General features: G+C 73.9%; 20 protein-coding genes and 1 pseudogene. 9 read left to right on the forward strand and 12 right to left on the reverse strand.

Annotation, left to right across the window (positions count from 1 at the left end; translation table 11 throughout):
* Positions 1–185: 185 nt before the first annotated feature.
* Both ACZ1IK_RS03435 and ACZ1IK_RS03440 read left to right on the forward strand, forming a co-directional pair.
* Positions 186–1,064, forward strand: coding sequence for a siderophore-interacting protein (locus tag ACZ1IK_RS03435; protein WP_148408369.1), 879 nt, complete (start codon positions 186–188; stop codon positions 1,062–1,064).
* Between the two features lie 197 nt (positions 1,065–1,261).
* A complete protein-coding gene (locus ACZ1IK_RS03440) occupies positions 1,262–2,551 on the forward strand; it encodes a M20 metallopeptidase family protein (RefSeq protein WP_412004904.1) in 1,290 nt (429 codons plus the stop codon).
* Here the strand turns inward: ACZ1IK_RS03440 and acs are convergent.
* Positions 2,500–4,704, reverse strand: coding sequence for an acetate--CoA ligase (acs, locus tag ACZ1IK_RS03445; protein WP_465098325.1), 2,205 nt, complete (start codon positions 4,702–4,704; stop codon positions 2,500–2,502). The two genes, ACZ1IK_RS03440 and acs, sit on opposite strands and share 52 nt — an antisense overlap.
* A 211-nt stretch (positions 4,705–4,915) precedes the next feature.
* Here acs and ACZ1IK_RS03450 point away from each other — a divergent pair, with 211 nt between their 5' ends.
* A complete protein-coding gene (locus ACZ1IK_RS03450; RefSeq protein WP_101965637.1) occupies positions 4,916–6,172 on the forward strand; it encodes an acyl-CoA dehydrogenase family protein in 1,257 nt (418 codons plus the stop codon).
* 31 nt (positions 6,173–6,203) lie between these two features.
* On the opposite strand, the gene ACZ1IK_RS03455 is transcribed toward ACZ1IK_RS03450, so the two are convergent.
* On the reverse strand, positions 6,204–7,028 hold the full coding sequence (locus ACZ1IK_RS03455; protein ID WP_465098328.1) for an ABC transporter permease: 825 nt from the start codon (positions 7,026–7,028) through the stop codon (positions 6,204–6,206).
* A 268-nt stretch (positions 7,029–7,296) separates the two neighbouring features.
* Between ACZ1IK_RS03455 and ACZ1IK_RS03460 the strand changes: the two genes are divergently transcribed.
* The 3 genes from ACZ1IK_RS03460 to ACZ1IK_RS03470 are packed head-to-tail and all read left to right on the forward strand — an operon-like array spanning position 7,297 to position 10,230.
* Complete coding sequence (locus tag ACZ1IK_RS03460) at positions 7,297–8,718, forward strand: LLM class flavin-dependent oxidoreductase (RefSeq protein ID WP_437367001.1); 1,422 nt, start codon at positions 7,297–7,299, stop codon at positions 8,716–8,718.
* 58 nt (positions 8,719–8,776) lie between these two features.
* On the forward strand, positions 8,777–9,487 hold the full coding sequence (locus ACZ1IK_RS03465; RefSeq protein ID WP_205805017.1) for a Tat (twin-arginine translocation) pathway signal sequence: 711 nt from the start codon (positions 8,777–8,779) through the stop codon (positions 9,485–9,487).
* On the forward strand, positions 9,484–10,230 hold the full coding sequence (locus ACZ1IK_RS03470) for a hypothetical protein (RefSeq protein WP_020621438.1): 747 nt from the start codon (positions 9,484–9,486) through the stop codon (positions 10,228–10,230). Before ACZ1IK_RS03465 ends, ACZ1IK_RS03470 begins: the two co-directional genes overlap by 4 nt.
* A 63-nt stretch (positions 10,231–10,293) precedes the next feature.
* Here ACZ1IK_RS03470 and ACZ1IK_RS03475 read toward each other — a convergent pair whose 3' ends face one another.
* The 4 genes from ACZ1IK_RS03475 to purS form a co-directional block, all read right to left on the reverse strand.
* The gene (locus ACZ1IK_RS03475; protein ID WP_069941509.1) at positions 10,294–10,674 is read right to left on the reverse strand and encodes a YtxH domain-containing protein; all 381 of its coding nucleotides are present in this window, start codon (positions 10,672–10,674) and stop codon (positions 10,294–10,296) included.
* Positions 10,675–10,909: 235 nt separating this feature from the next.
* On the reverse strand, positions 10,910–13,216 hold the full coding sequence (gene purL, locus ACZ1IK_RS03480; protein ID WP_465098326.1) for a phosphoribosylformylglycinamidine synthase subunit PurL: 2,307 nt from the start codon (positions 13,214–13,216) through the stop codon (positions 10,910–10,912).
* Positions 13,213–14,007, reverse strand: coding sequence for a phosphoribosylformylglycinamidine synthase subunit PurQ (gene purQ, locus ACZ1IK_RS03485; RefSeq protein WP_002856628.1), 795 nt, complete (start codon positions 14,005–14,007; stop codon positions 13,213–13,215). Before purQ ends, purL begins: the two co-directional genes overlap by 4 nt.
* Positions 14,004–14,270 (reverse strand): phosphoribosylformylglycinamidine synthase subunit PurS, encoded by a 267-nt coding sequence (gene purS / locus ACZ1IK_RS03490; protein WP_002856633.1) that lies wholly within the window; start codon positions 14,268–14,270, stop codon positions 14,004–14,006. Before purS ends, purQ begins: the two co-directional genes overlap by 4 nt.
* A gap of 175 nt (positions 14,271–14,445) precedes the next feature.
* Between purS and ACZ1IK_RS03495 the strand changes: the two genes are divergently transcribed.
* Positions 14,446–14,610 carry a hypothetical protein gene (locus ACZ1IK_RS03495; RefSeq protein WP_155116188.1) on the forward strand — a complete coding sequence of 55 codons (165 nt, stop codon included), beginning with the start codon at positions 14,446–14,448 and terminating at the stop codon, positions 14,608–14,610.
* Positions 14,607–15,053: a YchJ family protein gene (locus tag ACZ1IK_RS03500; protein WP_002856636.1), complete on the forward strand. Its 447-nt coding sequence runs from the start codon at positions 14,607–14,609 to the stop codon at positions 15,051–15,053. Before ACZ1IK_RS03495 ends, ACZ1IK_RS03500 begins: the two co-directional genes overlap by 4 nt.
* A 40-nt stretch (positions 15,054–15,093) precedes the next feature.
* On the opposite strand, the gene ACZ1IK_RS03505 is transcribed toward ACZ1IK_RS03500, so the two are convergent.
* The 3 genes from ACZ1IK_RS03505 to ACZ1IK_RS03515 all read right to left on the reverse strand — a co-directional run bounded on the left by ACZ1IK_RS03505 (position 15,094) and on the right by ACZ1IK_RS03515 (position 16,049).
* Positions 15,094–15,249, reverse strand: a complete 156-nt coding sequence (locus tag ACZ1IK_RS03505; protein WP_002856637.1) for a hypothetical protein — start codon at positions 15,247–15,249, stop codon at positions 15,094–15,096.
* Positions 15,250–15,335: 86 nt separating this feature from the next.
* Complete coding sequence (locus ACZ1IK_RS03510; RefSeq protein ID WP_002856639.1) at positions 15,336–15,539, reverse strand: helix-turn-helix transcriptional regulator; 204 nt, start codon at positions 15,537–15,539, stop codon at positions 15,336–15,338.
* Between the two features lie 3 nt (positions 15,540–15,542).
* Positions 15,543–16,049: a hypothetical protein gene (locus ACZ1IK_RS03515; RefSeq protein WP_231862100.1), complete on the reverse strand. Its 507-nt coding sequence runs from the start codon at positions 16,047–16,049 to the stop codon at positions 15,543–15,545.
* A gap of 615 nt (positions 16,050–16,664) precedes the next feature.
* Between ACZ1IK_RS03515 and ACZ1IK_RS03520 the strand changes: the two genes are divergently transcribed.
* Positions 16,665–17,027 (forward strand): VOC family protein, encoded by a 363-nt coding sequence (locus ACZ1IK_RS03520; RefSeq protein ID WP_020621445.1) that lies wholly within the window; start codon positions 16,665–16,667, stop codon positions 17,025–17,027.
* A gap of 221 nt (positions 17,028–17,248) precedes the next feature.
* On the opposite strand, the gene ACZ1IK_RS03525 is transcribed toward ACZ1IK_RS03520, so the two are convergent.
* The 3 genes and pseudogenes from ACZ1IK_RS03525 to ACZ1IK_RS03535 form a co-directional block, all read right to left on the reverse strand.
* Positions 17,249–18,241, reverse strand: coding sequence for a GNAT family N-acetyltransferase (locus ACZ1IK_RS03525; protein ID WP_465098327.1), 993 nt, complete (start codon positions 18,239–18,241; stop codon positions 17,249–17,251).
* A 202-nt stretch (positions 18,242–18,443) separates the two neighbouring features.
* Positions 18,444–20,315 carry an alpha/beta hydrolase gene (locus tag ACZ1IK_RS03530; protein ID WP_216886636.1) on the reverse strand — a complete coding sequence of 624 codons (1,872 nt, stop codon included), beginning with the start codon at positions 20,313–20,315 and terminating at the stop codon, positions 18,444–18,446.
* Between the two features lie 95 nt (positions 20,316–20,410).
* Positions 20,411–20,746: pseudogene (locus tag ACZ1IK_RS03535) on the reverse strand (3-methyladenine DNA glycosylase); the annotation flags it as partial.
* Positions 20,747–21,133: the final 387 nt, after the last annotated feature.

The following is a 21,133-nucleotide window of genomic DNA, read 5'->3' on the forward strand; positions in this document are numbered from 1 at the left end:
GCGCCGCGCCACCCCGGCCCCGGCCGGCGCGGGACCGCTGCTGCCGGAGGGCCACCGGGGGGGCCGGTTCCGCTGACCCCGACGCCGCGGAAAACATCACGCTGACGTGCGCTAATCCGCCTCGTCGTGGGAGAGTGGGGGACGCGTGCCCGCGCAGACCCCGCCCCCGACCCCAGGAGGCCCGCATGGCCCGGCCCCAGACCGTCCTCACCGTGCTGGCCGCCCGCCGGCTCACCCCGCACCTCGTGCGCCTGACCCTCGGCGGCGAGCAGTTCGACGCCGTCCACGCCCGCTGGGCGGAGAAGGGCGCCACGGACCAGTACGTAAAGCTGCTCTTCGCCGGCCCCGCGCTCGGCCTCGAGCCCCCGTACGACCTGGACGCCCTCCGCGAGCGCCTCGCCCCGGAGCAGCTGCCGGTCCGCCGCACCTACACGGTGCGCCGCATGGACGCGGCCGCCCGCACCATGGACGTCGACTTCGTGGTCCACGGCGCGTCCGACGACGGCGCCGCCCGCGGACGCGACGGCGGCCTGGCCGGGGCGTGGGCGGCCTCCGAGCCCGTGGGGCAGCAGGTCGCGTTCCTGGGCCCCGGCGGCGCCTACCGACCCGACCCCACCGCGGACTGGCACCTGCTCGCCGGCGACGAGGCCGCCCTGCCGGCGATCGCCGCCGCCCTCGAGGACCTCGCCGCCACGGACGCCGCGGCGGTCGGCGTCGCGCTGATCGAGGTGACCGACGCCCGGGACGAGGTGCCCCTGACCGCGCCGGCCGGCGTCGAGGTGCGCTGGCTGCACCGCGGCGACCCCTTCACCCCGGAGACGACGCGGTTCGCCGCCGCCGTCGAGGACGCGGCGTGGCGGGAGGGGCGGGTGCACGCGTTCGTGCACGGCGAGCGGGAGCAGGTCAAGCGCGTCCGGGCGTACCTCACGGACGTGCGCGGCGTGGACCGGCGGCAGCTGTCGGTGAGCGCGTACTGGGCCTACGGCCGCGCCGAGGACGTGTTCCAGGCGGAGAAGCAGACCCCGGCGGGGCAGATCTTCGAGGACGGCACCACCGGCGGCTGACCCGCACAGGGACGGCACATCCGCGGCTGCGCCTCCGGCCCGCCGCGAACGCCACCTTCACCGAGTGGAACGCGGTCGAGGCGCCCGAGGCCCCCGCCAAGGAGGACGTCTTCGACCTGGCCGAGCTGCAGGAGCTGGCCGGCTGACCCGCTGCGCGATCCGGGTGGGCCGGCGGGCCGCCACGGCATGATGTCCTGATGGACCGCACCGCCCCCACCCCGCCCGCGAACGCCCTCGCCCCGGACCTGCCGGAGGACATCGCCCGCGAGGCGATCGCCTTCCGCCGCCGCCTCCACGGGCATCCGGAGCTGGACCTGCACCTGCCCCGCACCCAGGCCGCCGTCCTCGAGCGGCTCGAGGCCCTGCGCGCCGAGGCGGGGGAGGATGCCGCCACCGGCCGCCCCGCGCTGGAGACGAGCGTGGGCCGGGCGCTGAGCTCCGTCGTCGTGGTGCTGCGCGGCGGGGCCCCGCTGCCGGAGGGGGCCCGGCGGCCGGTCGTGCTGCTGCGGGGGGACATGGACGCCCTGCCCGTCACGGAGGAGACCGGGCTGGAGTACGCCCCCTCCGTGCCGGGCACCATGCACGCCTGCGGCCACGACCTGCACACCGCCGGCCTCTACGGCGCGCTGGCGTGGCTGGTGCGCCGTCGCGGGGAGCTCACCGCCGACGTGGTGGCCATGTTCCAGCCCGGGGAGGAGACCGGCGGCGGCGCCCTGCACATGATCCAGGAGGGGCTGCTGGAGGCGGCCGGGCGACCGGTGGACGCCGCCTACGCGATCCATGTCTCCTCGGGCACGTACCCGCGCGGCGTCCTGCTCAGCCGCCCGGGGGCGATCCAGGCCGGCTGCGACGACCTGGTGGTGACGGTGCACGGTCGAGGCGGGCACGGCTCGGTGCCGCACCTGGCTCAGGATCCGGTGCCCGTGGCCGCCGAGATGGTGCTGGCGCTGCAGTCCGTGGTCACCCGGCAGTTCGACGCCTTCGACCCGGTGGTCGCGACCGTCGGGCACCTGAGCGCGGGCACGGCGGCCAACGTCATCCCGGACAGCGCCACCCTCGCCCTCACCCTGCGGACCTTCTCCGCGGACGCCCGCGCCCGGCTGCTCTCGGCCGTGGAGCGCCTGGTGCATGGGATCGCCGCGGCGCACGGCATGAGCGCGCAGGTCCGGACGGACTGCGCGTTCCCGGTGACGGCCAACGATCCGGACGCGGTGGCCTTCGTCCGCGGGGTCGTGGAGGACCTCTACGGGGCCGACGCCTACCGGGAGCTGCCCGAGCCCGAGCCCGGCAGCGAGGACTTCTCCGAGGTCCTCCAGCGGGTGCCCGGCGCCTACGTCCTGCTCGGGGCGGTCCCGGAGGGCGTGGACCCGGACGAGGCCCCGGTCAACCACTCCCCGCAGGCCGTGTTCGCCGACGCCGTGGTGCCGCGGGCCGCTCAGGTGCTGGCCGAGCTGGCGCTGCGGACGGCACCGGTGCCGGCGTCCTGAGCGCGACGGCCGGCCCGGAGCACCTCGGCGATCTGCCCGACGCACGGCTCGTTCTGCAGGCTCGTGGTGTCCCCGAGCGCGGTGCCCTGGTGCAGCTGCGTCAGCAGCCGCCGCATGATCTTGCCCGAACGGGTCTTGGGCACGTCGGGGACGAAGACCACCTCGGCGGGCTTGGCCACCGGCCCGATCACCCGCCCCACGTGCCGCCGCAGCTCCTCGGCGCGGTCGGCGGCGGAGGCGCCGGGGCCGTCATCGCCGGCCAGCCAGCTCTCGTGCGCCACCACGAAGGCGACGGCGGCGTGCCCGGTGGTCTCGTGCGGCACGGGGCACACCCCCGCCTCGATCACCTCCAGGTGCGCCACGAGGGCGGACTCGATCTCGATGGTGCTCAGCCGGTGCCCGGAGATGTTGATGACGTCGTCCACGCGCCCGAGGATCCAGACGTCGCCGTCCTCGTCCCGCTTGGCGCCGTCGCCGGCGAGGAACCAGCCCGCCTCGCCCTGGTCCGCGTAGTCCTCCCAGTACGAGTGGAAGTAGCGGGCCGGGTTCCGCCACACGGTCCGCGCCATCGCCGGCGAAGTGCGGGTGACCACGATCCGGCCCTGCAGGCCCTCGGGCGTGGGGGCGCCGTCGTCGTCGACCACGGCCACGTCCACCCCCGGTAGGGGCCGGGAGCCGCAGCCCGGCTTGAAGGCCGTGTCCGTGGGGCGGGGGGAGAGCACGGTGGCGCCCGTCTCGGACTGCCACCACGTGTCCACCATCGGCAGGTCCGGGGTGTCCCGGCCGATCTGGGTGCGGGCCCACGTCCAGGCCTCCGGGTTCACGGACTCGCCCACGGTGCCGATCAGACGGATCGAGGACAGGTCCGGGCCGCCGTCCGCGTGCGTCGGGATCCCGTCCGGATGCCAGCCCTTGAGCGAGCGGATCAGGGTGGGCGCCGTGTAGTAGCTCGTCACCCGGTAGCGCTCGATCACCTCGAAGTGCCGGCCCGGGTGCGGGGCGTTCGGCACGCCCTCGTAGATCACCTGCGTGACCCCGTTCGAGAGCGGACCGTAGATCTCGTAGGTGTGCGCGGTGACCCAGGCCAGGTCCGCGGTGCACCAGTGGACGTCGTCGTCGCGCCGTGCCGGGTCCGGGTGGGAGAACAGGAAGTCGTGCGTCCACGAGGCCGCGGCGAGGTACCCGCCAGAGGTGTGCACGAGCCCCTTGGGCTGTCCCGTGGTGCCGGAGGTGTACATGATGAACAGCGGGTGCTCCGCGTCGAAGGCGCGCGGGGTGTGGGTGTCCGGCTGGCGGTCCACGACGTCGTGCCACCACAGGTCCCGCCCCTCGGTCCACGGGATGTCCCGGTGGCCCGTGCGGTCCAGGACGAGGACGTGCTCGATCGCGTTGTCCCCCGACACGGCCTCGTCCGCGTTGGCCTTCACGGGGACGGCGGTGCCGCGGCGGAACTGGCCGTCGGTGGTGACGAGCAGCTTGGCGCCCGTGTCCTCCACGCGGAACCGCAGCGCCTCCGCCGAGAACCCGCCGAACACGAGCGAGTGCACGGCGCCGATCCGCGCGCACGCCAGCGTGATGACGATCGTCTCCACGAGCACGGGCAGGTACACGACGACGCGGTCGCCCGCCCCGATGCCCAGCTCCTCGAGGGCGTTCGCGGCCTGGGCGACCTCGCGCTGCAGCTGCGCGTAGGTGACGGCGCGGCGGTCGCCGGGCTCGCCCTCGAAGTACAGGGCGACCTTCTCCCCGCGCCCCGCCGCCACGTGCCGGTCCACGCAGTTCACGGCCACGTTCAGGGTGCCGTCCTCGTACCAGCGGATGTGCGGGCCGCGCTCGGCGGCCGGGTCCGGGGCGGTGAGGGAGCGCGTCCGGGTGAAGGGCCGCTCCCAGCTCAGACGTCGGCCGGCCGCCTCCCAGAACGCGAGCCGGTCCGCCTCGGCCACCGGGCGGCCGTCGCCGCGCCCGCCGTGCAGCCGGTCCGCCGGGCGGCCGGGGTGGACGTCCGGGTCGGCGGCGTCGACGAGTGCCTGCGGGAGGGGGCCGGGCAGCGTCGCGAGGGCCGCGGCGGGCACGCCGTCGTTCGGTCCGCGGACGGTCCCGGAGGCGCCCTCCTCGGCCGGGTCGGGGCGGGCGGGGTCCTCGGTGGGCGTCATGGGCGGCGGTTCCTCCTGGTCGGCGGGTCCGACCAGGGTAGGGACGCCGACGACGGCGCCCCGCCCGCCGTCGTCACCGGCGGTCATGCTCGGCCCGCCGGACCCCCGCGGGCGGCCGGCGCGGGCCACGGCGACGGCGGCCGGTGTGGACCCCGTCCCACGGCCGGGTCGCCCCGGCCGCCGGGCCGCCCGCGCGTGTCAGAGTAGGTCCATGACCACCTACGCCACCCTCGCCGCCCGGTACGCCGACGCCTTCGACTCCGTCGCCCACGGCGAGCGGGCCCGCGAGGCGGGCCGGCACCTGCCGTTCGCCGCGCTCGGGGAGCTGCAGGCCGCCGGGTTCGGCAAGGTCGGCGTCCCCGTGGACGCGGGCGGCGAGGGCGGCGGCAGCGAGACCGTGCTGCGCCTGCTCATGGACCTGGCCGCCCGGGACGTGAACACCGCGCACGTCTGGCGCTCCCACCTCGTGTTCATCGCCACGGCCATGGACCAGGCGCCCGCCCGCCGGGAGCGGTGGCTGCGGCACATCGTCGACGGGGACTGGGCCGGCTCCGCCCTGGCCGAACGCGCCGGCGGGGCCGCGCCGGGCCGTGCCGCCACCCTGGCCAGCCGGGACGAGGGCGGCACCTGGGTCGTGCGGGGGCAGAAGTACTACGCGACCGGCTCGGCGTTCGCCACGTGGACCGCCGCGACCGTGGGCATCGAGGGGGCGGACCTCGTCTCGCGCCGGAACTCGAAGCGGGCCGGGGGTGCGGTCCGCGAGCCGGACCGAGCCGTCGCCGTCGTGCGCGTGCGTCAGCCGCGCGTGGGCATCAAGGACGACTGGGACGGGTTCGGCCAGCGCCTGACCGCCACCGGGTCCGTGGTGCTCGACGACGCCGCGGCCGAGGAGCTGCTCGAGGTGCCGCGGCAGGACGGGCCGGTGCCCGTGCTCATGGAGGCGACCCTGCTGGCGCTGCAGGCCGGGATCGGCCGGGCGGCGCTCACGGAGGGCACGCAGCTGCTGCGGCAGCGGCGCCGCACCTTCAACACCGGCACGGCCGCGCTGCCCAAGGACGACCCCCAGCTCCTCGAGATCATGGGGCAGCTGGCCGGGCGGCAGGCCGCGGCCGAGCTGATGGTGCGCGAGATCGGGCGGCTGCTCGACGAGGGGCAGGACGGCGCCGACGGGGCCGGCCCGGCGGAGGCCGACGTCGTGGCGGCGTCCGCCGAGGCGATGGCGGCCGCGTACCGGGCCCAGGCCGTGGTGCCGGAGGCCGTCCTCGAGGTGTGCACCCGCATCTTCGACACGCTCGGCGCGTCGGCGACGTCGGCCACGCTGCGGCTCGACCGGCACTGGCGCAACGCCCGCACCCTCGCCACCCACGACCCGGCGGCGTTCAAGGTGCGCATGGCCGGCGACTGGCTCGTGAACGGCACCCCGCCGACCGCCTACACGTCGGCCGGCGAGGTCCCCGAGGGGGACTGACCCGACGACCGGGCGGCCGAACGTGCCGGGCTCAGGCCCAGCGGCGCAGGGCCCGGCGCTCCAGCAGGCCGAGCAGCCAGTCGGTGAGCTTGCCGAGCACGGCGAGCAGGATGATCGCCAGGATCAGGCGGTCCGTGCGTCCGTTGTTCTGCGAGTCGGTGAGCAGGAAGCCCAGGCCCATCGAGGAGGCGATCAGCTCCGCGGCCACCAGGAACAGCCAGGCCTGGGCCAGGGCCAGCCGCAGGCCGGAGAACACGGCCGGCACCACGGCGGGCAGCTGCACCGTCCGCAGCAGGGACAGCCCGTGGTAGCCGAAGGCCCGACCGGCCTCCACCAGGTGCGGGTCCACATGGCGCAGGGCGGCGTAGACGGTGGTGAACACCGGGAAGAACGCGCCGATCGCGATGAGGGTGACCTTGGACTCCTCGCCGATCTGCATCCACAGGATCAGCAGCGGCACCCAGGCCAGCGAGGGCACCGCGCGCAGCGCCCCGATCAGCGGGGCGAACAGCGCGTCCGCCCACCGGGACAGCCCGAGCGCGGACCCCACGGCCAGCCCGAGTGCGGCGCCGAGCAGGAAGCCCAGCAGCACGCGCTGGGTGGAGATCCCCACGTGCAGCCACAGGTCGCCCCGCTCCAGCAGGTTGACGCCGGCGCTCAGCACCGCGCCGGGGGAGGGCAGCTGCACCGCGGAGAGCAGCCCGGCGGCCGTCACCGCCCACCACAGCACCAGGAGGACAGCGGGCGCGGCCAGCCCCACCACCGCCCGGGCGCCGGGCCGGTCCAGCACCCGGGGCCGGGCTGGGCCAGCGCTGAGCCAGACGTTTCGGTCGTCTCCGCGGGGTGGATGCAGCAGATTTCTCTGGCTCAGCGCTGGTGCGCCGCTGGCTCAGCGCTGGGGTGCCACTGGGCCGCAACAGGGCCGCCGCCCGCGGACGTGTCCTCCGTCATGGTCGGGGCATGTCACGAACCGGGCGCCGGACGCGTGGCCGGGCCCGGCGGGGCCGTCATGAACCCCTGGGCCGGACCGGCTTCCACCGCCGGCCGCGTCAGCGTTGCATGGTGCGGAACCGTCGCTCGCCCGGCCGCGCCCCTGCGACCGGGCGGCCCTGGAAAGGAGACCCATGAGCACCGCCGAGAACGCCGGGGCCGGAGCACCCACCCGCCCGGACGAGCACCGCGCGATCCTCTTCAACGCATTCGACATGAACTGCGTCGCCCACCAGTCCCCGGGTCTCTGGCGTCACCCCGACGACCACGCCCGGGACTACAACACCCTGGGCTACTGGACGCACCTGGCGCAGACGCTGGAGAAGGGCCTGTTCGACGGCCTGTTCATCGCCGACGTCCTCGGCCCGTACTCCGTGTACGGCGGCACCTCCGAGGCCGCCATCAGGACCGGCGCGCAGACCCCCGTGAACGACCCGTTCCTGCTCGTCTCCGCGATGGCCGCGGTCACCGAGCACCTCGGCTTCGGCGTCACCGCCGGCACCGCCTACGAGCACCCCTACCCGTTCGCCCGCCGCCTCGCCACGCTCGACCACCTCACGGGCGGCCGCGTGGGCTGGAACGTGGTCACCGGTTACCTGCCCTCCGCCGCCCAGAACATGGGCCAGGACGACCAGATGGAGCACGACGAGCGCTACGAGCACGCCGACGAGTACCTCGACGTCGTCTACAAGCTCCTCGAGGGCTCGTGGGAGGACGACGCCGTCGTCTACGACAAGGAGTCCGGCGTGTTCGCGGACCCGGCCAAGGTCCACGACATCGCCCACGAGGGCCGGTACTTCACCGTGCCCGGCCACGCCGTCACCGAGCCGTCCGTGCAGCGCACCCCCGTGATCTACCAGGCCGGCGCCTCGACGCGCGGCCGCGCCTTCGCCGGCAAGCACGCCGAGGCCGTGTTCATCAACTCCCCCACGAAGGAGCTGGCGGCCGCCACCGTGAAGAAGATCCGCCAGTCCCTGGTGGACGCCGGCCGTGACCCGTACGACGTGAAGATCTTCGCGATGCAGACGATCGTCACCGGGGCCACCGACGAGGACGCGCGGGCCAAGTACAACGACCTGGCGCAGTATGTGGACCCGCTGGGCGGCCTCGTGCTCATGTCCGGCTGGATGGGCATCGACCTGTCCCAGTACGACCTGGACGAGCCGATCGGGGACGTGAAGTCGAACGCCATCCAGTCCACCGTGGAGACCTTCCAGAAGGCCTCCGGAACGGACGAGGAGTGGACCGTGCGCAAGCTCGCCGAGTGGGTGGGCATCGGCGGCTTCGGCCCCGTGATCGTGGGCGGCGGCGAGTCCGCGGCCCGCCAGCTCGTCGAGTGGGCCGACGAGACCGACGTGGACGGCTTCAACCTCGCCTACCACATCACCCCGGGCACCTTCGAGGACGTCGTGGAGTTCGTGGTGCCGGAGCTGCAGAAGCTCGGCCGCTACAAGACCGCGTACACGGACGGCACGCTGCGCCACAAGCTCTTCGGCCGCGGCGACCACCTGCCGCAGAACCACCACGGCGCATCCTTCGCCCTGCGCCGCCGGTAGGGTGACGCCAGTGGCCGCGGCGCCCTGCCTCGGCCGGCAGCAGCCCCAGGAGGAGAACATGCAGCGCAGACGTGCCGTCCGCGCGGCCGGGCTCGGCGTCGTGGGCGCCCTGGCCTTGGCCGGGTGCGCATCCGAGCCGCAGTCGGCGGGGGAGGCCTGGCATCAGGCCCGCACCCAGTTGGACGAGGCCGAGACCGTCCGACTCGAGACCGCCTACACCACCGGCCGTCAGGGCCCGCAGTCGGTCCGCTGGGACATCGCCGGCCGGCTCGACGGCGGCGACGCCGAGTCGAAGGGCGTCATGCAGGTCGGCCGCGACTCGCACATCACCATGGAGTCGCGCCAGGTCGGCGAGGACGTGTTCGTGCGGGTCGACGTGGACGGGTCCGACGTCCCGGACGACGTCCAGATGATGTACTCCGACCCACAGTGGCGCCGTGTCTCGGCCGGCGAGGGGCAGGAGCCGCCCCTGAAGTCCCTCCTCGACCAGGTGGGCCTCCCCGCGGCGGACGCCCTCGACGGCGCCCAGGTGCGCGCCGAGGAGGTCGACTGGGACGGCGGCACGGCCTACCGCTATGCCGTGCCCGAGGAGGTCGCCGACGCCGCAATGGCCGAGGGCGACGCCACCCGGGTGCACTCCTTCACGGTGGACGACGACGGCGAGCTGGTCGCGCTCACCGTCGACGACGGCCGGGCCACCCAGCAGTACGCCCTGAGCGACTGGAACCAGATCGAGCCGGCCGAGGCGCCGGAGGAGGTGGCCGAGTGAGGCAGCGCCAGACCCAGACCCGCCGCACCCGTCGCGGCCTGTCCCTCGCCGCCGTCGGGGCGGCCGCCCTGCTGCTGACCGGCTGCGCCTCGGGCGACGACGCCCCCGGCGCCTGGGACCGCGCCCGCACCCAGCTCGAGGAGGCCGACTCCGTCCGCATGGTCACCGAGCTGCGGTCCGAGGCCCCGACCAACGGCCGCGCGGTCCCGGACTCGGTGGACATCTCCGGTCCCGTGGACGGCTCGTCCATGCGGTACGTGTCCGTGTACCAGGACGACGGCCTGATCACCCGGGACGAGTCCCGGATCGTGGACGGCACCGCGTACTCCCGATTCACGGTGGAGCGCGCCGGCGCGAGCGGCGAGGACCGCCCCGCCTATGTGGAGCGCTGGACCGCCACCCCGTACGAGAGCGATCCCCGCGCCACCGGCATGGGCGCGATGGTGAGCTCGCTGCTGGGCTCCCTGCCGGAGTCGGGCGGCCTGGACGACGTCGAGGCGGACGCGGACGGCATCCGCCGCAGCGGTCAGGACGCGATCCGCTACGTGCTGGACGAGCCCGTCTCGGGCCCGCAGGAGGGCGTGGCGCTGACCGCGTTCACGGTGTCCAAGGAGGACGGCCGCCTGCTCACCGTGGAGACCGAGTCCGCCGGCACGAAGGCCGTGGTGACCCTCTCCGAGATGGGCGAGGTGGATCCGGTGCAGGCCCCGCCGGCCGACGAGGTCCTGAAGCAGGACGGCTGACCCGGCCCACGACGACGGCGGCCCGCCTCCCCGAGGGGAGGCGGGCCGCCGTGTCTGCGCGGGTCAGCGCGTCAGCGGACCCTCGTCACCCAGCGGGGTGGACGGGTCCGAGATGGTGTCCGGCTCGGCACCGTGGCGGGCCGCCGAGGTGACGTTGTCGTTGTTGGACTCGGTCACGCGATCTTCGCGGGCGTCGTTCTTCTTGTCGTTGCCCTGCATGGCATCCTCCACCTTCGTCGTGGCCTTCTGCACCGGATCGGACTTCTTCACCTCAGCGAACTTCTGCTGGGCGGTCTCCTGGACCTGGCCGACCTTCTCCTGGGTCTTGGGGTCGTTCCAGAGCTTCTGGGCGTTCTGGGTCATCTTCTCGAGGTTCTTGCGGCCCTCGGCGGAGCCGAGCAGGTAGCCGAGTGCGGCGCCGAGGCCCAGGGTGATGAGGCGCATGGGTGGTCTCCTTCGTGTGTCGGGACCGCGCCGACCCTCTTGGACGGGCCGGGCGGCGCGCTGGCGCGCTGTCCTGGGATCACTCTGGTCACCGGAGCCCGCCGCGTCAACGGTTGAGGCGCACGGCCGTGCGAGGGTCGGCGGCGTTCGTCCCCGCCGTCCCGCCCCACGACGACGGCCGCCCACCCCGGAGGTGAGCGGCCGTCGTCGTGCCGGGGCCCGTGGGCCCACGGGGTCAGCCGAAGTGCTTCGGCAGGGTGGCCTCCCAGGCCTCGCGCAGCTCCGCGATCGGCAGGGTGAAGGCGTCCTGGACCTCGAGGGCCGCGGAGTCGGCGTCCACCACGCCGATGCGCACGGCCGCGTAGCCGCGGGCCGTGGTCATGTCCGTGAACCGGACCTCCTCGGTGCGGGGCACGGCCACGACGGCGCGCGCCTGCGTCTCGGAGAACAGTGCGGTGAACAGGTCCACGCCGGCGCGGCGCAGCACCTCGTCCAGCACCACGCGGGCGCCCACGCCGAAGCGCAGCACCATCTCGGACAGGGTGGCCGCGAGGCCGCCGCCGGAGACGTCGTGGGCGGCGTCGATCATGCCGTCCCGGGACATGTTGACCAGCAGCTCGCCGAGCAGGCGCTCCTTCTTCAGGTCGACCTTCGGGGGCAGGCCGCCGAGGTGGCCGCGCAGGCGCGCGAACTCGGAGCCGTCCAGCTCGTCCGCGGTCTCGCCCAGCAGGTAGATCGCCTGGCCGTCCGCGTCCGGGGCGAAGCCGGACGGGGTGCGGCGCAGGACGTCGTCGAGCTGGCCGAGCACCGCCACCGTGGGGGTGGGGTGGATCGGGGTGCTGCCCGTCTGGTTGTACAGGGACACGTTGCCGCCGGTCACCGGGATGCCGAGGGTCTGGCAGCCGTCCGCCAGGCCGCGCACGGCCTCCGCGAACTGCCACATCACGTCCGGGTCCTCGGGGGAGCCGAAGTTCAGGCAGTCGGAGACGGCCAGGGGCACGGCCCCGGCGGTGGTGACGTTGCGGTACGCCTCGGCCAGGGAGGCCTGCGCGCCCGTGTACGGGTCCAGGTAGGTGAACCGGTCGTTGCAGTCCGTGGCCAGGGCCACGCCCATGCCGGTCTCCTCGTCCACGCGCACCACACCCGCGTCGTCCGGGGCCGCCAGGGCGGTGTTGCCGCGGACGTAGCGGTCGTACTGGCGGGTGATCCAGGAGGTGTCCGCCAGGTTCGGGGAGCTCATCAGCTCCACGACGGCGGCGCGCAGCTCCTCGCCCGTGGCGGGCAGGTCCTGACCGGCCTCGGAGGAGCGGAACGTGTCCGCCTGGAGCTCGTCCTGCCAGGCCGGACGCGCGTACGGGCGCTCGTAGACCGGGCCGTCGTGGGCCACGGTGCGCGGGTCCACGTCGACGATGACCTCGCCGTCCCAGGTGATGATCAGGCGGCCGTCGCCGGTGACCTCGCCCAGCCAGGAGTACTCGACGTCCCACTTGGCCATGACGGCCTCGAACGCGGCGACGTTCTCCGGCGTCACCACGGCCATCATGCGCTCCTGCGACTCGGACATGAGGATCTCGCCCGGGGTCAGCGTGGAGTCGCGCAGCAGCACGTCCGTCAGCTCCACGCTCATGCCGCCCTCGCCGTTGGAGGCGAGCTCGGAGGTGGCGCAGGAGATGCCGGCGGCGCCGAGGTCCTGGATGCCCTCCACGAGGGAGTCGCGGAACAGCTCGAGGCAACACTCGATGAGCACCTTCTCGGAGAAGGGGTCGCCGACCTGCACCGAGGGGCGCTTGGCGGGCTTGCCGTCGCCGTCGAAGGACTCGGAGGCCAGCACGGAGGCGCCGCCGATGCCGTCACCGCCGGTGCGGGCACCGAACAGGACCACCTTGTTGCCCACGCCGGAGGCGTTGGCCAGGCGCAGGTCCTCGTGCTTGAGCACGCCCACGGCGAGGGCGTTGACGAGCGGGTTGCCCTGGTAGACCGGGTCGAAGCGGGTCTCGCCGCCGATGTTCGGCAGGCCCAGGGAGTTGCCGTAGCCGCCGATGCCGGCCACCACGCCGTGGAACACGCGGGCGGTGTCCGGGTGGTCGATCGCGCCGAAGCGCAGCGGGTCCATCACGGCCACCGGGCGGGCGCCCATGGAGATGATGTCGCGCACGATGCCGCCGATGCCCGTGGCCGCGCCCTGGTAGGGCTCCACGTAGGAGGGCGAGTTGTGGGACTCGACCTTGAACGTCACGGCCCAGCCGTCACCGAGGTCGGTCACACCGGCGTTCTCGCCGATGCCCACCATCATGTGCTGCTTCATCTCGTCGGTGAGCTTCTCGCCGAACTGGCGCAGGTGCACCTTCGAGGACTTGTACGAGCAGTGCTCGGACCACATGACCGAGTACATGGCCAGCTCGGCCGCGGTGGGGCGGCGGCCGAGGATCTTCTTGATCTCGGCGTACTCGTTCTCCTTCAGGCCCAGCTCGGCCCAGGGCTGCTCGACGTCCGGCGTCGCCTGCGCGTCCGCGACCGTCTCGATGTTGAACTGCTGGCTCATGCATGGCCTCCACGGCTGGCGAGGGTGGTCAGGACGGAGGTGAAGAAGCCGAGGCCGTCCACGCCGGAGCGGGGGCCGGCGGCGGTGTCCGGGCCGAAGCCCGTCTCCACGGCGTGCTCCGGGTGCGGCATCAGGCCGACGACGTTGCCGGCCGGGTTCGCGATGCCCGCGATGTCCCGGCGCGAGCCGTTCGGGTTCCAGCCCCGGTAGCGGAACACCACGCGGCCCTCGGCCTCGAGGGCGTCGAGGGTCTTCTCATCCGCCACGTACTGGCCGTCCTGGTTCTTCAGGGGCACGGTGATGGTCTGGCCCTCCTCGAAGTCGCGGGTCCACACAGTGTCCGTGCCCTCCACGACCAGCTCCTGGTCGCGGCAGATGAAGTGCAGGTGGTCGTTCTTGATCATCGAGCCCGGCAGCAGGTGCGACTCCGTGAGGATCTGGAAGCCGTTGCAGATGCCGAGCACCGGCAGGCCGTCCGCGTCGCCCTCGGGGCCGCCGGCCGCCGTCGCCACCGCGTCCATCATGGGGGCGAAGCGCGCGATCGCGCCGGCGCGCAGGTAGTCGCCGTAGGAGAAGCCGCCCGGGATCACGACGGCGTCCACCCCGGCGAGCGTCCGCTGCGGGTCCGCGTCGGCGTGCCACAGGGAGACGGGCTCGGCGCCGGCGAGGCGGACGGCGCGCAGCGCGTCCACGTCGTCCAGGGTGCCGGGGAAGGTGATGACGCCGATGCGCGCGCCGCTGAGCGGCGTCGCCGGCGTCGAGTAGTCGCCGATGAGGGGGAGCTCGGTCATCGGGCGCCCTCGGCCTCGTCCAGGACGGCCACGTTCACGACGTCCTCGATGACGGGGTTGGACAGCATCTCCTCGGCGGCCGTGCGGGCCTGGGCGAGGATCTCGTCGGTGACCTCGCCCTCCACGGTGAGCTCGAACCGCTTGCCCTGGCGGACCTGGCTGAACTCGGTGAAGCCGAGGCGGGGCAGGGCCCCGTTGATCGCCTTGCCCTGCGGATCGAGGATCTCGGGCTTGGGCATGACGTCGACGACGATGATGGGCATGAACACGCTCCTGGGTGCGGGACGATGCCGCGGAGCAGGACGGTGTGATGCCGTCTCACGCCCGGCCCGGGGCGCTCCGCGTGCTTGCCCGCCCAGTCTACTCGGCCGCCCGGACGCGGAATCGGGGGTGTGACGGGGGCGGCACGCGGCAGCCGGCCCGGCGTAGCCTGGCGGCATGAGACCTCAGCAGACCCGTGTGTCCCCGCTCGGCCGCCGTCGGCCGATCAGCCCGCTCGGCCCTGCGCTGCTCGCCGCGGCGGCCGGCGTCGTGCTGACGGGAGTGCGCCGCATCAAGGCCCGGTCCGCCCGGCGTCGCGCGGCCGGACGTCCGCGCCGGTGACCCGTCCTGACCCCTGCCCCTGCGGGTCCGGAGCCGGGCTCGCGGCGTGCTGCGGTCGCCTGCACGAACGTTTCGCCCGGGACGGCGCCCTGATCGCGCCCACCGCCGAGGCGCTCATGCGCTCCCGGTACACGGCGTTCGCGCGGCTGGGCGAGGCCGGGCCGGCGGAGGCCCGGGCGATGGCCGACTACCTCGCCGCGACCTGGGCCCCCGAGCATCGGCCCACCGCGGCCGAGCTGCTGCCGGTCGCGGGGGAACAGGCGCCGCGGTTCACCCGCCTGGCGGTGCTGGAGGTGCGGGACGGCGGGCCGTTCCAGGACGCCGGGACCGTGGAGTTCGTGGCCGTCGGCACGGGGGCCGGGGGGCGGTTCCGACTCCATGAGGTCAGCCGGTTCCGCCGTGAGGACGGGATCTGGCGCTACGTGGACGGCGACGTGCGCTGAGGCCGGGGTGGCGCGTTGGCCGGCGGCCGGCGGTGACGCGTCAGAAGGCCGAGAAGATCCCGGCACCCACGCTGAGGACCAGGCCCAGGATGGCGATCCACGCCACCAGGGTGACGATCGGACGGGGGCGACGCGGGGCGTCGTCGTACCAGTCCACGCCCTCCAGCTCCGGAGGGGTGCGCAGCTCTCGATCCATGGCCCCAGCCTCTCATGCCCCACGCCGCCCCGGGCCCAACGCGGGTTGACTTGTCACGGGTGCTGGGCGCCTGGACCCGCGAGAACTCAACCCGCGTTGCCGTCCGGGGTGAACAGGTCCTCGATCCGCCGCCCGAACACGGCCGCGAGGCGGAAGGCGAGCGGGAGCGAGGGGTCGTAGCGGCCCTTCTCGAGGGAGATGACGGTCTGCCGGGAGACGCCGAGCTCGTCGGCGAGCCGCTGCTGCGACCAGCCGAGGCGGGCACGCTCGTCGGGGATGGTGTTCTCCACGGCTCAGCCCCGGCGCTTCTGGAGCGCGTAGCGGACGGCCACCGAGGCGCCCGCGAAGAGGAGCAGCCCGGCGCCCACGAGGGGGAGGCTGGGCTGCCACCCCGCCAGGGCGACGACGAACGTGCCCAGGCCCAGCACCACGAGCAGGTCACCGAATGCGCCGGACTGCGCCTTCTCGAGCCACCGGCCCTCGACGGTCTCCTCGGTGTCCCGGACGGCGCCGCGGAGGGTGGTGCGGTCCACGAGGAACAGCCAGGCGAGGGCTGCGCCGACCGGGAGCGCCGACGCCGCCATGACCGCACCCATGACCGCCGGGAAGCGGGGATCGGCGTCGCCCTGGCTCGAGGCCAGACCGTAGGCCGCGGCCCCGATCAGCAGGGCGATGACGACGCCGGCCACGAGGCTGACGAGGATCAGTCGCCCGGACCCGCCGCCCAGACGGGCGGAGCGGCCCCAGCGGGGGCGGCGGTCGCGGGCGAGGTCGGTGGTGGTGTGCGGCGTGGTGGCCATGGCGGTCCCTCCGGGGCGGGGCCGGGGTTTGTCCCCGTCGTGTGAAGCAAGCTTGACAGTAAAGAGAGTTTGACGTCAAGTCTGCTTGACGGTGGCCCGACAGGGCGGCGGCGGAGCTGGGCCTCGCCGTGGACGCCTCCACCGCCGCCCACGATGCTGGCCGCATGGCCTTCGAGGTGCACCCGCTCACCGCCGACCGCTTCGACGACTTCGCGCACGTCGTCAACCCGAACCGCCGCGCCACGCACTGCTGGTGCCTGTCCCCCCGGCTCTCAGCGCCGCAGAGGCACGCGCCCGGCGACCCCCGCGAGGACACCATGCGGGCGCTCGCTGCGGGGGAGCCTGCGCCCGGCGTCGTCGGTACTCGGACGGCGAGCCCGTCGCGTGGTGCAGCATCAGCCCGCGCAGCGCGATCCCGCGGCTCGTGATGCGACACATCCGCGGGTGACCCGGCCCTCCGCCGTCCGTCCGCCCGTCCGGCCAACGCGGGTTGACTTGTCGCGGGTCTGGGCGGTGAATACCCGTGACAAGTCAACCCGCCTTGCCCGGGGTGCCGCGCCCTTGGCTCGCGTGGAGTCGTCCCCGCCCGCCCCGGCCCGTTCCTGAGGAGCCGCCATGTCCCTCCGTCTCTCTCACACCACGTGGGACGCGCTGGACCCCCACGCCATCGCCGAGTTCTGGCGCGCGCTGCTCGGCTGGGAGGTCGACGAGCCTCACCTCTACCGCCCGGGGTCGGACGAGTGCTCACTCGTCGGCCCTGACGGGCAGGTCGTCCTCTTCTTCCGCGTCCCGGACGCCAAGCGCGTGAAGAACCGCGCCCACATGGACCTGCGCGCGGCCGCCGGCTCGACGCGCGACGCCGAGATCGAGCGGGCGCTCGCCCTCGGCGCCGCGATGGTCGACGACCGCCGCGTCGACCTCGGCTGGGCCGTCCTCGCCGACCCCGAGGGCAACGAGTTCTGCATCCTCGACGGCTGAGCCGACCCCACGACGGCCCGGCGTCTCCGCGGGGGAGTCGCCGGGCCGTCGGGGCGGACCGGGTACCGGGTGCCCGGGCCGTCCGCGGCGGCGGTGGTGTGGCGGGAGTGGTTCGTGGTCATGGGGCCCTCCTGTGGTCGATGCCCTGGGCCGGTGGCCCGGCCCGCCTCGGAGGCTCTGTGGGGGCCGTCCGACCGGACGTTGTGAAGCAAGCTTGACAGTCAAGTGACCTTGTCGTCAAGGGAGCTTGACGCCGGGGCCCGCGCGAACTCCTCCCACGTCGTGGGCGGGGTCAGCCCGAGCCAGGCAGGCTCGAGACGGAACCCGAGGGCCGCGTTCATCCGCAGGGACGCCGCGTTGGACTCGGCGCCGCCGGTTCCCCACTCGCGCCCACCGCGGGCATGGGTCGCCAGGACGGTCGCCGCCTTGACGGCCTTCGCCACGCCACGGTTCTCGTGCTCGGCCGCGACCGCGGTGCGGTCGACCTCCCACCGGGCAGGGGAGCGGAACGTCAGGGTGAATCCGATGAGCACGCCTCCCTCGAAGGCCCCCACGGCGAGCCCCTCTGGGGTGGACAGTCGGGCCTCGAGGTCGTCCGGCAGCGGCTCGTGACGGGAGCCGTCGGTGCGTGGGAATCGGGGAGCCGCTTCCTCGTCGAGGGCCCGCAGCGCGGGCAGGTCGACGGCGGTCAGTCTCCGCACCTCGATTCCCCGCGCTTCGGAAGCCGCGACGTGGCCACGGTAGGACGCCAGGTCGGCGTCGTCGTCGAGGTGGAGGCGTGCGCCCCAGGAGCGGGAGCGTATGCTCCACCCGGCATCGAGCAGCGCGGCGGCCTCGGCCGAGTCTTCGCGGTGCACGCGGGCTTCCGCCCGTGGGTCGGTCACGGGGGTGAGCATCGACCACGGGATGTGCCCGGAGACGGCCTCGCCCGGATAGACGTGCGGGAACTCGGCCGAGTGGGGATCGGAGGGGTCTCCCGGCTCGCGCCGCACCCGCAGGCCGGCCCCCGCCAGTTCGTCCTCGTCCAGGCCGACGACGAACGCGTCTGGCCGGTCCGGGTAGATCGCCGCGCCGACCACGCCCACCTGGGCGGCGTCGTCGGAGGCGTGGAGGAAGCCGACGTCGTCGATCGAGGCGCCGCGCGTCGACGCCGTGTAGCGGCCGATGCGCCGCGCGGCGGCCCAGTCCTCCGGGAGGGTGATGTGCAGGATCATGGCGCGAGGCTATCGGCCCCGGCGTCGACGCCACCCCTCCGGCTGCCCATCGCGGGTTGAGTTATCGGGGGTGCTGGGCGCCCGGACCCGCGACAACTCAACCCGCGTTGCAGGCCCTCCCCGGGCGCGACGACGGCCCGGCGTCTCCGCGGGGGAGTCGCCGGGCCGTCGGGGCGGACCGGGTGCCGGGGTGCCCGGGCAGTCAGTCCTCCAGGAAGGCCTCGACGTCCGGGGTCACCGCGCGGGAGTCGATCAGCTGACGCTCGATCGCGTCGTGGGTGATCCGGTTGGCCTCGCGCACGGCGTCGGTGCGCATCGAGATCTTGATGTCGCCCTTGTGCGTCGGGGTCCCGGCCACCTGGACCGGCTGGGTCTCGAGCGGCAGCGGGACGGCGTCGCACAGCGACTTCTCGGCCGGCTGGGCGCCGGTCAGGAAGTAGTCACGGATGGGCGCGTCCACGCACTCGGTGCCGTACGGGAACAGGCCGTGGGTGCCCTCGTTGTCCACGGAGATGAGGGACGTGTTGCGCAGCACGCCGGCGGCGCGGTGGCCGCCCTCGTACGGGGTCGCCGCGTCCAGCTCGGACTGCACGATCACGGTGTTCGGGGCGCCCTTGCCGCCGGGCTGGGAGGGCATGGAGGTCTGGGCGGGCCAGTACATGCACTCCGACGGGCCCATCAGCACACCGATCCACGGGGCCTTGCGGCCGAGGTCGTCCACCCACGAGGTCCAGTAGCCCTGCGAGGTGTTCCACTGGCCGTCCTGGCACCGGATCGCCGAGAACGCGCCCTCGAAGGTGACGGCGTCTCCGGCCTGGGTGGCGGCGACGAGCTGCTCGCGCTCGCCCACGGTCTCCAGGCCGCGGGCGGCGAAGCGGTCGAAGGAGTCACGCTCCTCGGCCGGCAGCGACGCACGGGCCTCGGCCAGGATGCGCTCGATCTGGGTGCGCTGCCCCGCGGGATCCGTGGCCGCGGCCTCGGACTCCATGATGCGGATGTAGGCGGCGATGACGGACCCGGCGTCGAGGTACTGGGACGTGTCGTACATGGCCGGCAGCAGGAACGAGCCGGCGACGATCATGCCGAGCTGGGTGCGGGTGCCGCCCACGTCCTCCCAGCGCTCCCGGATCTGCATCGGGTCGTCCCCGAGGTCGAAGATCTCGTCGTGCCGGGCCACGTAGGGGAGCATCGCGTCCTGGAACTGGCGGTCGCGGGAGCGCGGCTGCAGGTCCCAGGTGGTCTGGAGCCCGTCGCGGGAGATGTCCACGGCGGAGTCCAGCAGGAACCGGTGCGTGTGCTGGGGGAAGACGCGCTGGTACCAGCTGCCCAGCCAGGTGCCGTACGAGTAGCCGATGTAGGAGGTCTTCTCCTCGCCCAGGACGGCGCGGATGAAGTCCATGTCGTACACGGTCTGCTCGGTGGTGATGTACGGGGTGAGCTCGTTCTCGAGGCACGCGTCGACCTGGGCCTTCGTGTCCTGCCACACGTCGTGCTCGGGGTTCGGCGTGTAGGTGCACTCCAGGGCGGTGGACTGGCCCACGCCGCGGGGGTCGAAGCCGATGAAGTCGTACTGCTCGGCGAGCTCCGGGGCGCGCTCGGCCATGGCGGGGCCCCAGGGCAGGCCGGAGCCGCCCGGGCCGCCGGGGTTCACCAGTGCGATGCCCTGGCGCTCCGGGTTGCCCTTCGAGGTCTCGGTCTTGGCCACGCGCAGGGTGATGGTGTGGCCGTCCTCGGGGTTCTTCCAGTCCCGCGGCACCGTGACGTCGGCGCACGCGGTGCCGGGGATCGCGTTGAACCGGGCGTTGAGGCGCTCGCTGCCGAAGTCGCAGGCCTCCCAGTCCAGCGTCTGGCCCACGAGGTGCGGCGCGAGCGCGGCGGCGTCGTTGACCTTGTTGCCGCGCGTGGCGGAGAGGTCGTTGGAGCGGGCCTGACCCTGCGATGCGGACCCGTTGCCGTTGCCGTTGCCGTTGCCGGGCGCGGAGAGCGCGGGGGCGGCGGCCGTGACGGCGAGCGAGACGGCCGCGACGGCGGCGGCGAGCGTGGTGCGGCGGCGAGCTGGAACGGTTCTGGTCACGTCAGGTCCTCGAGTCGTTCGGTGCGGAGAGGGCCGGGGCGGTCACCGGATGACGCGAGTGATGCGCCTCACAGCCTGTAGAGCGGCCATCCTAATCATGGACGTGCGCTGGAAGTCCACTCGGCGTCCGGCCCGGTCCCGGGGGCCGCCCCCGCGGCTGCGTCCAGCACCGCCAGCAGCCGCACCCGCAGCGACTGGCCCCGCGCGGCGAACTCGCGCTGTCGCCGCGCGTACTCGGCACGCCCGGCCGGCTCTTCGATCCGCACGGCCGCGTAGCCGCCGCGCCCGTCGGCGAGGTCGTCCACTCCGGTCAGGTCGTACGGCGAGGCCTCCATGTCCAGCCGGCGGATGTCCCACGCGAGGTCGAAGCAGTCCGCGAGCAGGTCCGAGTCGACCACCGGCACCAGCTTGTACGCCCACTTGTACAGGTCGCTATGCCTACGCTCCCCACATAAGAAACCCCCGCGACGGCGGCAACCGTCCGGGGGCATCGGCCACCACGATCTAGGACGTGATGACGTGTCTCAGCCTACCCGCACCCTCCCCCAGCTTCTCCAGCCCGTTGCTCGTGGCGCCGTCTCTCTGACGGTCACGGCGGCGGGCTTTGCCGTGCTGTCCCTGCCTTCCCTCTGGACCGGCCCCATGTGATCTACCGGCCCCCGCACGCGGGGCCGCGTCCTGTTCGCCGTTGTGGAGACGGTGGGCGGCACGAGGTCACAGCGTGAGCCTCCAGCGTCTACAGCCCTCTGTGCTGCCAATCATGAGGGCGCGGTGACACCCCTCCCGAACACGCCGAACCGCCGGCGCGGGGACTGCCA

This window comes from Micrococcus sp. CS26, assembly GCF_055522295.1.